Here is a 14,268-nt window from a genome sequence, read left to right as displayed (position 1 = left end):
GTCTCGTTTAGCCAACAAATTCCATCTTTTTACAACCAATAATTTCTCTATTTTTCCAATTTATGGTATCATCATTTTGTTAGTTATTAAAAAAAGTATAATTTTGAAGGGACGTCACTATGCAAGTATACGGAATTGATGCAATTATTCGAATCGTGAGTCATTTAGCTTTTATTTATCTGGCTTTCTGGTCGTTGCGGTCACTGCGAATTGAGATGTTTTTTAAAAAAATGCATGATACGCAAATTCGAATGGCGATTGTATTCTTCTCTATTTTTTTAGGATATACTGCCAGTAATTTCTTCTTAGAAATTATTGCATTGTGTCGAAATCTTTTCGTTAGCCTGCAGTAAAAAAAAGGTACTATAAAAAAAGGTACTATTTTAATAAAAGAAATGATATAATAGAAAAGATTTTGAGTCTTTATAGCTCATTGGAATTTTTTGGGGGGAACAACATGGAAGAGATCATCGTCAAAGGTGGCAAACAATTGAATGGAACAGTAAAAATCGAAGGAGCTAAAAATGCTGTTCTACCTATTTTAGCTGCTAGTTTGTTGGCTGAAGAAGGAACAACCGTTTTAGACAACGTTCCAATTCTTTCTGACGTCTTCACTATGAATCAAGTGATTCGTCATTTAAACGTAGATGTAGTGTTTGATGAAGACAATAATCAAGTAACGCTTGATGCGTCAAGACAATTAGAAATCGAAGCGCCATATGAATATGTGAGTCAAATGCGTGCTTCTATCGTTGTAATGGGACCATTACTTGCTAGAAATGGTCATGCAAAAGTTGCCATGCCAGGGGGATGTGCGATTGGGAAACGTCCAATTGATTTACATCTTAAAGGATTCCAAGCATTGGGTGCGAAAATCATTCAAAAAAATGGCTACATCGAAGCTATTGCGGATGAATTGATCGGTAACACGATCTATTTAGATTTTCCAAGTGTTGGAGCCACTCAAAATATCATGATGGCAGCAGTAAAAGCTAAAGGAACAACGATCATCGAAAACGTCGCTCGAGAACCTGAAATTGTAGATCTTGCAAATATTTTAAATAAAATGGGCGCAAATATCTATGGTGCTGGTACGGAAACGATGCGTATCGAAGGAGTCGATCATCTGCATGCAGTGAAACACGCAATTGTTCAAGACCGGATCGAAGCAGGTACTTTTATGGTAGCAGCAGCGATGACTGAAGGAAATGTCTTGATCGCAGATGCAATCTCAGAACATAATCGTCCGTTGATTTCTAAATTAATTGAAATGGGTGCAACGATCACTGAAGAAGAAGGCGGCATTCGAGTTGTTGGTCCAAAACATATTTTACCAACTGACGTCAAAACAATGCCTCATCCTGGTTTTCCGACAGACATGCAAGCCCAAATGACTGCTATTCAGTTAGTTGCTGAGGGAACGAGCATGGTGACTGAAACAGTTTTTGAGAATCGCTTCCAACATTTGGAAGAAATGCGCCGTATGAACGCCCATGTGAAGATTGATGGAAACGTAGCGATTATGGACGGGAATCATGAATTACAAGGTGCTGAAGTTTATGCAACAGATTTACGAGCTGCTGCAGCATTAGTACTTGCTGGTTTAAAAGCAAATGGCATAACACGCGTTCGCAATCTTAAATACTTAGATCGTGGTTATTATCAATTCCATATTAAATTGCAAAACTTAGGTGCAGATGTGGAACGTGTGGCAATCGATCAAACGCCCGCTGATAAAACAGCTCAAGTCACTGTTTAAGGACGTGATAAAATGAGTAGCCAACGGTATATTTTAATCACATTGGTGAAGATTTTAGTTGTCATACTATTACTGATTCTTTTATTTATAGCTGGAACAATGATTGGATACGGGGTTATCGGTGGTGGAAATCCGTTTAAGGTTTTTCAACCAAGTTTGTGGCTGCACATCCAAGATTTTTTCAGATAAAGAGTTTTGTGAAAATGATAGTGTAAGCAAACAAAGGATTTCTTAAAACGAATTTTCGCTTTTGAGAAGTCCTTTTTTATTGTGAGTCATTCCACTGTTTGGCAGATTATTGCTCCTTTGAACAGTCGTTTGTCATGAATAGGAGAATGAGGAGCAAAGCTTTAATAATGAGGTGATGAGATGAAAAAAATCTTAGTGGCTATTGTCCGTTTTTATCAACGGTTTATTTCTCCTGCTTTTCCACCTAGCTGTCGGTACTATCCTACTTGTTCAAACTATATGATACGTGCGATTCAAGTACACGGTGCATTTAAAGGAACGCTGATGGGGACAGCACGCATTTTGCGTTGCCATCCATTCGTAAAGGGCGGAATCGATTACGTGCCTTTAAATTGCCAATTGACACGTAATAAGAAAGATAAAGAGATGCCTAATTATGATGAAAAATAAACAGTCAGGTAAGACCGAGCATTCTGAAGAAAAAAGAATTGTCAAACTAGAGCAATCAACTTTACCTTGGTCATTATTGTTGGATGCAGATCCTGAAGAGGAAAACGTCCAACGATACATTGATCAAGGGTCTGGTTTTATATGGAAAGCAGAAAACGACATTCAGGGAGTGATCGTTTTTCTCACAAATAAATTAGTGTTTGAAATAATGAATTTAGCTGTAGCTCCAAAAGTTCAAGGTCAAGGAATCGGCTACGCGTTGCTTACCCATACACTAAAAGAAATGAAAAAGTTAAAAACCACCCAACAACAAGTCATTATTCGGACGGGGAGTACGTCATCAGCAGCTTTACAACTGTATAAAAAAATCGGCTTCCTGGAAATTTCTAGAGAAAAAGATTATTTTGTCAAAAATTATAAACAGCCAATCTATGAAAATGGCCAACGTTTACGAGATCAAGTAACTCTAGCAAAGAAAATTTGAACTCATCCATAAAAAGGCTTTCAAAATACTGTGGCTTGACTTAAAATAAAAACAGTATGAGAAAAGGAGACAAATAAATGATGGGTATTTTAGTTTTTGATTTTGGTGGTTCCGCAGTAAAATATGGCTATTGGAATGGACAAGCGCTTGAAGACACCAGCCAATTTCCGACTCCTAAGACATGGGAAGAAATGAAAGCGCATTTAAAACAGGTATTCCAAACGTTTGTAAAACAGAAGGCGATTGAAGGCATAGCAATCAGCGCACCTGGAGTAGTGAATCAGGAGAAACAGCTGATTGAAGGGATTAGTGCCATTCCTTATATCCACGGATTCAATATTTTTCATGAACTGGAGGAACTCTTCCATTTACCAGTGACGATCGAAAATGATGCTAATTGTGCTGGAATGGCTGAGTATTATGAAGGCGCAGCGAAAGAATATCAACATGTAGCATTTGTTGTACTTGGGACTGGAGTAGGTGGAGCAATCTTTACCCAAGGACAACTAAATAAAGGCGCTCATTTGTACGGGGGAGAATTTGGCTTGATGTTCTTAGAAGGCAATCAAACATTTAGTAAGCTTGGTACAGCAGTTCAAATGGCTTGGCGTTACTGTGACCGTTTGGGAGTTTCACGTACGACTTATAGCGGAAAAGAAGTCTTTGAACGAGCAGAACAAGGGGATGAACTAGCAAAAGAAGAGGTAGATAATTTTTATAATTATTTAACAAAAGGTTTGTTTAGTATCCAATTTTCGATTGATCCTGAAGTCATCGTGATTGGTGGGGGGATCTCTGCAAAAGCAGGGTTATTAACAGAAATCAATCAACGAATGAAACAATTAACTACTGATTTAGAACTAAATGACTTTGATCCTAAAATTTTATTATGTGATTATCGAAATGATGCAAACTTGATTGGAGCAGCTGCCAATTTCACCGCTCAACGTGAAGGTTTAGTTCAATGATGCATAGCGTTGAACAAAACTTTTAGACATATGGTAGGCATTCCATGAATGAATATGATAAACTATCATGGAGGTGGAAAAAGATGTCAAAAAAAAATAAAGATATTGAAGTACGTATCGAAGAAGTCAAAAAACAAATCAAAGGAACAACTTATGATGTGACTCAGTTATTTATTGGTAAAAAAATGATTGGGGAAATTTTGGCTTATGGACCAAAAGAATTTGAAATTTTTTTTGGTGAAGAAGATTTTGGGAAAGAAAAGAGTCTTGAAAACGCGATAGAAACAGTTATTCGTCACTGGAATCTTCACGAATAAAAAAATATCAAAAAAATTTTCAATAAGGGGTTGCAAAAATCTGGAAAATTAGGTATTATAACTAAGTCAGGTTGATACAAACCTTTCGGAGGAGTAGCGAAGTGGCTAAACGCGACGGACTGTAAATCCGTTCCTTAGGGTTCAGTGGTTCGAATCCACTCTCCTCCATTTCATTGGGGTATAGCCAAGCGGTAAGGCAAGGGACTTTGACTCCCTCATGCGTTGGTTCGAATCCAGCTACCCCAGTAGTACGGAGTGATCTATTAAGATCACTCTTTTTTTGTGTGAAAACAGCTTGTTTCTTGAAGATTATCATGAAATAGGCTAGAGTGAATAGTAGATAGATCAAAAAAAGGGGGCAGTAAAATGAAGTGGAAAGAAAAAGTAGATGAGACCGCAGAGAAAATCTATGATTTGATTAAGTCGGAAAAGTATCAGGTAGAAGTCCGGTTACCGAAAAAATCAGAAAAAGCGATACAAGTGAAATCAAAGCGTCCAACCAATCACACAAAAAAATGGCTTTCAAAAAACCGTTAAGAATAACACAATCTCTAAAAAACAGTGATTTTGCTGTCTTTTGGAGATTTTGTTATTTTAAAAAATGATTTTCAATCCTTCCACTTGGATTAAAGAGGAAGGACACACATTTACTTACATAAACTTTTGGATAAAATAATCGGGTTGGCAAATGATTGATCGACAATTAGTCGAGCAAAAGAAACTTTTTCCTTTTCAGTTGTGAACCAGGTATATACCAGTTATAATAAAGGAAATGAAAGGGCGGATATACGTTATGTCGAATCAACTACCAGTCTATATACAAATCCATGATCAGATCAAAAGTGAAATCGAACAAGGTATTTGGAAAATCGGTGATCGCCTTCCTTCTGAAAGAGAATTGGCAGTGAAATTCAATGTTAGTCGAATGACTTTACGTCAAGCCATTCAAAACCTGGCTGATGAAGGGATTTTGGAAAGAAAAATTGGCTCAGGTACATATGTAGCAAGAGAAAAAGTCCAAGAAAAGATGTCGGGTGCGACCAGTTTTACTGAAATTATGGAATCACAGAATCGAGTACCCTCTAGTCGGACAATCTCTTATTTTTTAACTTCCCCAAGTTCTAGTGAAATGGAGAAGCTGCAACTGGAAAAAGACGAAACGATTCTTCGTATGGAACGAATTCGTTATGCTGATGATATACCAATCTGCTTTGAAGTAGCCAGTATCCCGCAAAAGATTATTGCAGACTATAGTAAATCTGAAATTACCAATTCTCTTTATCGGGTACTCGAAGAGAAAAGTGGGCATAAGATCGGGGCAGCTAATCAAACAATCACAGCCATTCTTGCTTCAGAAAAAATTGCAGAATATTTAGAAGTAAAAAAAGGAGATGCTGTGTTACGTTTACGCCAAACTTCTTATTTTGATGACGGTACCCCATTTGAATATGTTCGTACGCAATATGTAGGGAATCGTTTTGAATTTTATTTAGAGAAATAAAAGAGGGACACGAAACAGTCCAAATAAAGAAGAGCCTGGGACAAGTTTTGTCCTAGGCTCTTCTTTTTTGATTTCGAGATCAGCGGATAGAGTAATCACTGGTCAGCTTCTACCAGTTGTTCATGATAGGAAATTGGACCATCTGTAAATTCCACTTGTCCATTCAATAATTCAACGACTGCTGTTTTAAATGCAGTAACTTCTTTTTCTACAATCAAACAGTGAACCGTGACTTTGTCTGTGTAGATCGTTTCTTTTATAGGAATATGTTTCAACTCAAGCATATTTTCTAATTTACCTAATTGCGGGTAGGTGATATGGACAGCTATTTCTTGCTGTTGTGTTCCTTCAACGATCCCGATTTCAATTAGTGCGTGAGAAACAGCCTGTGTATAGGCACGAATCAAACCACCGGTACCCAATTTTGTCCCACCAAAATAGCGTGTGACGACAGCGACCACATTGATCAATTCATTTTTTTTTAGTACTTCCAGCATTGGGACACCTGCCGTACCACTAGGCTCACCGTCATCACTACTGCGTTGAATTTCATTTTTTTCACCGAGAACGAAAGCACTACAGTTATGGTTTGCTTTCCAATGCTCTTTTTTCATTGCCTGAATAAACGCTTTAGCTTCTGCTTCCGTTTCAATTCGTTTCATAGAGCAAATAAAACGAGATTTTTTGACTTCGATTTCTGCTTGACCGTCTGCTTGGATGGTTCTATAACTATTCAGCGTGATGCTTCCTCCTTACAAGTAGTTGATAATAGTCAAAGTATAATGAATTATTCCTTTAGTTTCAACACTTATAATACTTGAGTAATGAAGAGAGTCTATGGGATAATAGAAGAAAGAAAGGTGAGATGGGGATGAAAGAACGCATAAAAAAATATGACGCCATCACCCAATATTTAAAAAATAACGGGGGATCACAGGTTACTTTAACATTTACACAGATCGACGAACTTCTTTTTCCAAGTTATGGGCTCCCTAAATCAGCTAGACAAAGCACTGATTGGTGGGCAAATGATTATAAGCACCCAGAAAAAGGAGCATATGGCTGGATCAATGCTGGCTACGAGGTTGTGGTGATCAATTTAAAAAAAGAATATGTTGTGTTCAATCAATTAGTTAAATCGAGTTGGCTATTCGACTGATAAGAAAACGTTGACATTATCTTGCTTTTTTGTATAATAATCACACAAGCAAAAAAAGAAATCGTTTGCAAAAGTTAAAAGAATGGAGAGAGTAAAATGACTAAAAAAACAATCATGCTCGTATGTTCTGCTGGGATGAGTACCAGTTTACTTGTAACAAAAATGCAAAAAGCTGCTGAAGAACAAGGAATTGATACGGATATTTTTGCCGTATCAGCTTCTGATGCCGATAATCAGCTAGCTTCTAAAGAAGTTGATGTTTTGCTGTTGGGACCACAAGTCCGCTTCATGAAAGCTGATTTTGAAAAACGTCTAGAGCCAAAAGGAATCCCATTAGATATTATCAATATGGCAGATTATGGTTTGATGAATGGCGAAAAAGTATTACAACAAGCCATCCATTTAATTGAAAATAAGTAAAAGCACACGAAACGCATCCCAAGATGGTCGAATCGTAAAATAAGCCGAAAAATCCAGCGAATAGGGCGCCTATTCAAGGATTTTTTGGCTTATTTTTTATACCAACCGTTTCAAATAACCATTTATTCTCAAATTTTTTGAAGAATGGACTGATGTAGCGTATCTTCTTTTAGGGGATTAGATGAAAAAAAGTAGTTTATGCAGTTTATATGGTAGACGATTACTTACGAGAGACTTGAGAGAATGGACAGAGAGTTTTGAACAGATTCGCTATCAGAAACTAGCTGCCATTCATCTACAAGGAAATTGGTTAACATGTAATCGATGCAGCATGCGAACAAAAATAGGTAAATCAGAGCAAAAGCAACCAATCCTCTTTTGTCCTGTTTGTCTTTTTTTAGGTCGTTGTGACAACACACAAGAATTATTTTTATTTGAACAACCTGAGTTGCCGAAAAGAAATGTCTGTTTTACTTGGACAGGAAAGTTAACGCCAACTCAACAAGCGATTTCTACGAACTTGGTCACTGATGTCTCGGGAAAACAGCACATGATTTGGGCTGTGACAGGAGCGGGAAAGACTGAGATGCTTTATGAAAAGGTCATAAAAACGTTAGAAAAAGGTGGACGAGTCGCATTAGTTTCACCTAGGGTTGATGTGTGTAACGAACTTTACCTGCGTTTTTGTGGCATTTTTCCAGAAGAAGACATTGTCCTGCTTCATGGAAAAAAGAAAGAAGCCTATCGCTTTAGTCCATTCGTGATTGCGACTACGCATCAGCTGTATCGTTTTTATCAGGCGTTTGATCTGTTAGTCGTCGATGAGGTGGATGCGTTCCCTTTTGCAGGAGATCCTGGGTTAGCTTATGCTGTTGAAACTGCAATTAAACCAAAAGGAACATTTATCTATTTAAGTGCGACACCTAATGAGCAGCTACTGAAAAAAATCCGTTCAACCTTTTTGATCCATCAATTGCCACTTCGCTTTCATCAACGGTTATTGCCTGAACCACATTTGTTTTTTTGGAATGACTGGCCGAATAAATGTTTGAAAGAAAAAAAACTTCGACCACTTTTGAAGTGTCTAAACATGCTGCTCCAACAAAATCATGTCTTACTATTTTGTCCGTCGATTGCCTTGATGAATCGATTAGCCTCACTGTTAAAGCGTTGTTTACCCATGTACCGTATTACCGATGCATCCGCAAAAGATCCAAACCGTTCAGAAAAAGTTCAGCAAATGAGAAAGCAACAATATGATGTGTTACTTACTACAATGATTTTGGAACGTGGGGTAACATTTGCAAATGTGTCAGTGATCGTCTTAGGCGCTGATCACCGTGTTTTTACTAAATCTTCCCTTGTACAAATCGCTGGTCGAGCCGATCGAAAGGGAGATTTTACCAATAGCCAAGTCTATTTTTTCTATGAAGAACTGACAAAAGCTATCAAATTAGCCTGTCGTGAGATCAAAGAAATGAATCGTCAGGGAAAAAAGCAGCTTGCTATGAAAAATAGTGAGCCTAGAGGAGAAAAAACACATGAATCGTTGTAGTTATTGTCAAAAACAAGTCATCCGAAATTTGAAAATCAGCGAGATTGTTGGGTTGGGAAAGATTCTTCCTCAAATTTGTGAGGACTGTTCAAATTTGTTTCGTCCGATAAATAAACAGCAAAGCTGTCGAACTTGCCAGAAAGAACTGCCTGGTGATATTACGTATTGTGAAGATTGTATTGCTTGGAAAAACGCCTATCCCAATTATGATTTCAGTCATCATGCTTGTTTTTACTATGATTCAGCCTTCAAAGAATGGTTAAAGCGCTATAAATTTATGGGAGATGTCCGACTGGCAGGTACATTTGCTAAACAGTTGCAAATAATCCAACAAGAATTTAGCGATTATCAAATCTGTCCAATCCCACTAGCAACTGCTCGTTTAAAAGAACGTGGGTTTAATCAGGTCATTGAAATGTTGAGAGTAGCTAAAATACCTTATCGTCAACTGCTGACTCGCTCTGATCATTCACTTTCACAATCCCAAAAAACACGTCAGGAACGTTTAAAAACTACCCAACCTTTCAAATTAGCTGTTGTTCCAACGATCATCAAAGGGAAAAAAGTATTGTTGGTAGACGATGTCTATACGACGGGGCAAACCCTTTTCCATGCTGCTTCTTGTTTATTGCCACATGCTCCTGAAAAAATCCGCACCTTTTCGCTAGCTCGATAAATAAATGAAAAACGAATGTCCTTGATAGCGATTTAGTTTGCAAATGGATTAGAGTTCGATATAATGGTAGTAAGAAGAGGGAAAGAGTGGTCCTTCTCCTTCTTGATTGTGGTAGACGAAAGGGGTAATTTTTATGTTTAGATACAATGTACGCGGTGAAAATATCGAAGTAACTGAAGCGATTCGTGACTACGTTGAGAAAAAAGTAGGAAAACTTGAACGCTATTTCAGTGATGCACCCGATGCTACAGCACATGTAAATTTAAAAGTTTATACTGAAAAAACAGCGAAAGTGGAAGTAACTATTCCATTACCTTATCTTGTATTGCGTGCCGAAGAAACATCACCCGATCTTTATGCAAGTATTGATTTGGTAGTTGACAAATTGGAACGACAAATCCGCAAATTCAAAACAAAAATTAACCGTAAATCTCGCGAAACCGGTATGAACACAGCCGATGCAGCGGTATTATTCAATAACGAAGCTGACGATGCCGATCATGAAAATGATTCTGAATTAGACATTGTCCGTACGAAACGTTTATCACTGAAACCAATGGACAGTGAAGAGGCTGTTCTACAAATGAACATGCTTGGTCATAATTTCTTTATTTTTGAAGATGCAGAAACCAATGGTACAAGTATCGTTTACCGTCGTAAAGATGGCAAATACGGTTTGATTGAAACCGACTGATAAATAACAATTAGAAAAAGCAGTAAAAAGCTTGTGGCAAACCCTTAACGGTTTGCCACAGCTTCTTTTTTGTCTACGTCAGAAATTGTGAATTAATTGTGAATATATTACATTAATTGTGTTAAGATATTTCAATTATCTAGAACTAATGATAAAATAGAAACTAGAATCTACATAATCTGGATAATATATGTAAAAAGGAGATTATACAACGCATGGCCAATTTTATTCGTTCGATTATCGAAAATGATAAAAAAGAACTAAAACGTTTAGATCGTATTGCTAAAAAAGTAGAAGATCATGCTGACGAAATGGCAGCATTAACAGATGAACAATTACAAGCAAAAACAGCTGAGTTTAAAGCTCGCTATCAAAAAGGGGAAACTTTAGATCAATTATTACCGGAAGCCTTTGCGGTAGTTCGTGAAGCTGCCAAACGAGTGTTGGGACTTTATCCTTACCATGTACAATTGATGGGGGGGATCGTTCTTCACGATGGAAATATCCCAGAGATGCGTACTGGTGAAGGGAAAACTTTAACAGCGACAATGCCGGTTTATTTGAATGCATTGACGGGAGAAGGCGTTCACGTCGTTACTGTCAATGAATACCTGGCTACTCGTGACTCCTCTGAAATGGGCGAATTATACAACTTTTTAGGTTTAACAGTTGGCTTGAATATCAATTCAAAATCAGCGGACGAAAAACGAGATGCTTACAATTGTGATATTACCTATAGTACCAATAATGAATTAGGTTTCGACTATCTAAGAGACAACATGGTCGTTTATCGTCATCAAATGGTTCAAAGACCATTGAATTATGCGATTGTCGATGAAGTCGATTCGATCTTGATCGATGAAGCAAGAACACCGTTGATTATTTCAGGTCAAGCTGAAAAATCAACAGCTTTATATACAAGAACAGATAATTTTGTGAAACGTTTGAAAGAAGAAGAAGATTATAAAATCGATGTGCAATCGAAAACAATCAGCTTGACTGAAGCAGGGATCGAGAAAGCCGAAGAAACATTTGGCTTAGAAAATCTATATGATATCGAAAATACTGCCTTAACCCACCATCTGGATCAAGCATTGCGTGCCAACTATATCATGATCTTGGATATTGATTATGTGGTCCAAGATGGAAAAGTCTTGATCGTTGACCAATTTACTGGTCGTATCATGGATGGACGCCGCTACTCTGATGGATTACATCAGGCGATTGAAGCAAAAGAAGGCGTAGAGATCGAAGACGAAACGAAGACGATGGCGACAATCACGTTCCAGAACTATTTCCGAATGTATAAGAAATTGTCAGGTATGACTGGTACAGCAAAAACAGAAGAAGAAGAGTTTCGGGAAATCTATAATATTCAAGTTTGTCAAATCCCAACAAATCGTCCAGTCATTCGTGACGACCGACCTGATTTGTTATATCCAACATTGACTAGCAAGTTCCAAGCGGTGGTGCAAGACATCAAAGAACGTTACCGCAAAGGACAACCTGTTCTTGTCGGAACGGTAGCAGTGGAAACTTCAGAATTATTGTCTGATATGTTGAATCGTGAACGTATCCCACATGAAGTATTGAATGCAAAAAACCACTTCAAAGAAGCGGAGATCATCATGAATGCTGGTCAAAAAGGTGCGGTGACGATTGCAACGAATATGGCTGGACGTGGTACAGATATCAAGTTGGGACTTGGTGTCAGAGAACTAGGCGGACTAGCTGTTATCGGGACAGAACGTCATGAATCACGTCGTATCGATAACCAATTACGTGGTAGGGCTGGACGTCAAGGAGACCCAGGGATGTCTCAATTCTATCTTTCATTGGAAGATGATCTGATGAAACGATTTGGTTCTGAACGGATCAAAGCATTCTTAGATCGCATGAAAATCGGTGAAGAGGATGCAGTGATCCAAAGTAAGATGCTGACAAAACAAGTGGAATCAGCACAAAAACGTGTCGAAGGAAATAACTACGATACTCGTAAAAATGTCTTACAATACGATGATGTAATGCGAGAACAACGCGAAGTTATCTACAAACAACGTCAAGAAGTCATCATGGAAGAAACAAGTTTGTCTAAACCAATGATGAATATGATCAAACGTACGATCAGTCGGGTAGTAGATGCGCACACACAACTAGAAAAAGACAACTGGAACCTTGAAGGAATCGTTGATTTTGCGGGTAGTACATTAGTCCATGAAGACAGTATCTCGATCGATGATCTTAAAGGGAAAGAACCGCAACAGATCAAAGAATATTTAAATGAGTTAGCACAAGAAGTATTTAATACGAAAGCTAACCAGCTCAACGGACCTGAACAATTACTAGAATTTGAAAAAGTAGTCATTCTACGAGTAGTGGATTCGAAATGGACCGATCATATCGATGCTATGGATCAATTACGCCAATCAATCGGTCTTAGAGCATATGGACAAAACAATCCATTGGTTGAGTATCAAACAGAAGGATACAAGATGTTTGAAGAGATGGTTGGAGCGATCGAATATGAAGTGACTCGTCTCTTTATGAAAGCTGAGATTCGTCAAAATGTTCAACGGGAGCAAGTGTCAACCGGCGAAGCAGTTCAACCAACTACCGGTGATGCAAAAGAAAATAGCAACACAAGTGCCAAAAAACAACCGGTTCACGTGAACAAAGTAGGCAGAAATGATCCTTGTCCATGTGGTAGCGGGAAAAAATATAAAAACTGTCATGGAAAAGATGAGAACTAATTTTTGACAGCTAGCAGATAAGATTGGTGAGATCGGTTCTTTTTGATTAAGAATCGACTCACCTTCTTTCTGTTATGAAGCGTTTCTGTTAAACTAAAGTGGTTGAATAAAACATAAAATAATGTAGATAGAAAGAGGGAAGTTTATGGAGATTTCAGAAATCCGTAACTTATTAGCTGAGATGGAAGAAAAGGTCACAAGTTTCAGGAGGTCTCTTTGACTTAGATCGGTTGGAAGAAGACATCGCTGAAGCTGAAGCCAAAATGGCAGAGCCTGGTTTTTGGGATGATAGCGAAGCAGCACAAAAAGTGATCAATGAAAACAACACAAATAAAGAAACGTATGATCAATTCAATGCGTTAGCTGAAGAATTAGAAGAATTAGCGCTAATGGTAGAAATGTTGCAAGAAGAACCAGATGCACAAATGCAACAAGAAGCAGAAGACAGAATCCAACTATTAGACGAAAAAATGAAGACGTATGAATTAGCCATGCTTTTAGATGGTCCATATGATCGCAACCATGCAATCGTCGAACTTCATCCTGGAGCAGGGGGTACAGAATCCCAAGACTGGGGAAGTATGTTGTTACGCATGTATACACGTTGGGCAGAACAACATGGCTACCAAGTGGAAACATTGGATTACCAAGCAGGGGATGAAGCAGGAATAAAAAGTGTGACTTTACTGATCAAAGGGCATAATGCATATGGCTATTTAAAATCAGAAAAAGGTGTCCACCGTCTTGTTCGGATCTCCCCATTTGATTCAGCCAAACGGCGCCACACTTCGTTTTGTTCGGTCGATGTGATGCCAGAACTAGATGAAACGATTGATGTTGCCATCAACCCAGATGACTTGAAGATCGATACGTACCGAGCAAGCGGTGCTGGAGGACAACATATCAATAAAACAGAGTCTGCCGTTCGGATCACTCATCTTCCAACAGGAACGGTCGTAGCTAGTCAAGCGCAGCGTTCACAATTAAAGAACCGAGAACAAGCAATGAGCATGTTGAAAGCGAAGTTGTATCAACTTGAGGTTGAAAAGAAAGAACAAGAAGCTGCAGCATTGCGTGGGGAGCAAAAAGAAATTGGTTGGGGTTCACAAATTCGTTCCTATGTCTTCCATCCATATTCAATGGTAAAAGATCACCGGACAAACGTAGAAACTGGTAATGTTCAAGCTGTAATGGATGGCGATTTAGACTTATTTATTGACGGATATTTAAAAATGCACCTCTAAATAGTTGACTTTAATTGAAATAAAATTGTAAGATTTTGAAAGCAAGATGAAACATTACCATGCTATAATGGTGAGAGACTGAGAAAAGATATGGAGAGAACG

The 14,268-nt window shown here is 38.1% G+C and carries 17 protein-coding genes and 2 tRNA genes; 18 read left to right on the top strand and 1 reads right to left on the bottom strand.

Annotation, left to right across the window (positions count from 1 at the left end; translation table 11 throughout):
- The first annotated feature begins 119 nt into the window (after positions 1-119).
- From AB3H90_RS06490 to AB3H90_RS06440, 11 genes are all read left to right on the top strand, one after another.
- Positions 120-353 carry a DUF1146 family protein gene (locus AB3H90_RS06490; protein WP_010718588.1) on the top strand — a complete coding sequence of 78 codons (234 nt, stop codon included), beginning with the start codon at positions 120-122 and terminating at the stop codon, positions 351-353.
- A gap of 104 nt (positions 354-457) precedes the next feature.
- Positions 458-1,759, top strand: coding sequence for a UDP-N-acetylglucosamine 1-carboxyvinyltransferase (gene murA, locus AB3H90_RS06485; protein ID WP_010718587.1), 1,302 nt, complete (start codon positions 458-460; stop codon positions 1,757-1,759).
- A 12-nt stretch (positions 1,760-1,771) separates the two neighbouring features.
- Positions 1,772-1,948 carry a DNA-directed RNA polymerase subunit beta gene (locus AB3H90_RS06480; protein WP_010718586.1) on the top strand — a complete coding sequence of 59 codons (177 nt, stop codon included), beginning with the start codon at positions 1,772-1,774 and terminating at the stop codon, positions 1,946-1,948.
- 180 nt (positions 1,949-2,128) lie between these two features.
- Positions 2,129-2,398: a membrane protein insertion efficiency factor YidD gene (gene yidD / locus AB3H90_RS06475; protein ID WP_010718585.1), complete on the top strand. Its 270-nt coding sequence runs from the start codon at positions 2,129-2,131 to the stop codon at positions 2,396-2,398.
- Positions 2,385-2,882 carry a GNAT family N-acetyltransferase gene (locus AB3H90_RS06470; protein WP_240274209.1) on the top strand — a complete coding sequence of 166 codons (498 nt, stop codon included), beginning with the start codon at positions 2,385-2,387 and terminating at the stop codon, positions 2,880-2,882. The genes yidD and AB3H90_RS06470 overlap by 14 nt, the downstream gene beginning before the upstream one ends.
- An 80-nt stretch (positions 2,883-2,962) precedes the next feature.
- Positions 2,963-3,850 carry an ROK family protein gene (locus tag AB3H90_RS06465; RefSeq protein WP_034699200.1) on the top strand — a complete coding sequence of 296 codons (888 nt, stop codon included), beginning with the start codon at positions 2,963-2,965 and terminating at the stop codon, positions 3,848-3,850.
- A gap of 83 nt (positions 3,851-3,933) precedes the next feature.
- Positions 3,934-4,167 (top strand): DUF2969 domain-containing protein, encoded by a 234-nt coding sequence (locus AB3H90_RS06460; RefSeq protein WP_010718582.1) that lies wholly within the window; start codon positions 3,934-3,936, stop codon positions 4,165-4,167.
- A gap of 87 nt (positions 4,168-4,254) precedes the next feature.
- A tRNA-Tyr gene (locus AB3H90_RS06455) sits at positions 4,255-4,335 on the top strand.
- A gap of 6 nt (positions 4,336-4,341) precedes the next feature.
- Positions 4,342-4,413: transfer RNA gene (locus AB3H90_RS06450), tRNA-Gln, on the top strand.
- A gap of 120 nt (positions 4,414-4,533) precedes the next feature.
- Positions 4,534-4,704, top strand: coding sequence for a hypothetical protein (locus AB3H90_RS06445; RefSeq protein ID WP_010718581.1), 171 nt, complete (start codon positions 4,534-4,536; stop codon positions 4,702-4,704).
- Positions 4,705-4,960: 256 nt separating this feature from the next.
- Complete coding sequence (locus tag AB3H90_RS06440) at positions 4,961-5,668, top strand: GntR family transcriptional regulator (protein ID WP_010718580.1); 708 nt, start codon at positions 4,961-4,963, stop codon at positions 5,666-5,668.
- Between the two features lie 95 nt (positions 5,669-5,763).
- Here AB3H90_RS06440 and AB3H90_RS06435 read toward each other — a convergent pair whose 3' ends face one another.
- Complete coding sequence (locus AB3H90_RS06435; protein WP_115233174.1) at positions 5,764-6,405, bottom strand: YigZ family protein; 642 nt, start codon at positions 6,403-6,405, stop codon at positions 5,764-5,766.
- Between the two features lie 134 nt (positions 6,406-6,539).
- Between AB3H90_RS06435 and AB3H90_RS06430 the strand changes: the two genes are divergently transcribed.
- The 7 genes from AB3H90_RS06430 to prfB all read left to right on the top strand — a co-directional run bounded on the left by AB3H90_RS06430 (position 6,540) and on the right by prfB (position 14,166).
- Complete coding sequence (locus AB3H90_RS06430; RefSeq protein ID WP_010718578.1) at positions 6,540-6,827, top strand: hypothetical protein; 288 nt, start codon at positions 6,540-6,542, stop codon at positions 6,825-6,827.
- A 96-nt stretch (positions 6,828-6,923) separates the two neighbouring features.
- Positions 6,924-7,247, top strand: a complete 324-nt coding sequence (locus AB3H90_RS06425) for a PTS sugar transporter subunit IIB (protein WP_010718577.1) — start codon at positions 6,924-6,926, stop codon at positions 7,245-7,247.
- Between the two features lie 181 nt (positions 7,248-7,428).
- Positions 7,429-8,802: a DEAD/DEAH box helicase gene (locus tag AB3H90_RS06420; protein ID WP_368016412.1), complete on the top strand. Its 1,374-nt coding sequence runs from the start codon at positions 7,429-7,431 to the stop codon at positions 8,800-8,802.
- Complete coding sequence (locus AB3H90_RS06415) at positions 8,789-9,478, top strand: ComF family protein (protein ID WP_368016411.1); 690 nt, start codon at positions 8,789-8,791, stop codon at positions 9,476-9,478. Before AB3H90_RS06420 ends, AB3H90_RS06415 begins: the two co-directional genes overlap by 14 nt.
- A gap of 133 nt (positions 9,479-9,611) precedes the next feature.
- Positions 9,612-10,172, top strand: a complete 561-nt coding sequence (raiA, locus tag AB3H90_RS06410) for a ribosome-associated translation inhibitor RaiA (RefSeq protein ID WP_010718572.1) — start codon at positions 9,612-9,614, stop codon at positions 10,170-10,172.
- Positions 10,173-10,387: 215 nt separating this feature from the next.
- Positions 10,388-12,922 carry a preprotein translocase subunit SecA gene (secA, locus tag AB3H90_RS06405; protein ID WP_010718571.1) on the top strand — a complete coding sequence of 845 codons (2,535 nt, stop codon included), beginning with the start codon at positions 10,388-10,390 and terminating at the stop codon, positions 12,920-12,922.
- A 145-nt stretch (positions 12,923-13,067) separates the two neighbouring features.
- Positions 13,068-14,166 (top strand): peptide chain release factor 2 gene (prfB, locus tag AB3H90_RS06400; protein WP_178243920.1). Its coding sequence is split into 2 segments (ribosomal slippage): positions 13,068-13,139 and positions 13,141-14,166, totalling 1,098 coding nucleotides; the frame shifts between segments, so codons are not numbered across the junction.
- Positions 14,167-14,268: the final 102 nt, after the last annotated feature.

The sequence above is a fragment of the Enterococcus sp. C63 genome (assembly GCF_040887215.1).
Lineage (GTDB): Bacteria > Bacillota > Bacilli > Lactobacillales > Enterococcaceae > Enterococcus_B > Enterococcus_B hirae.
The sequence above is the reverse complement of the archived record's forward strand: the minus strand, read 5'-3'. Positions and strand labels throughout refer to the sequence as shown.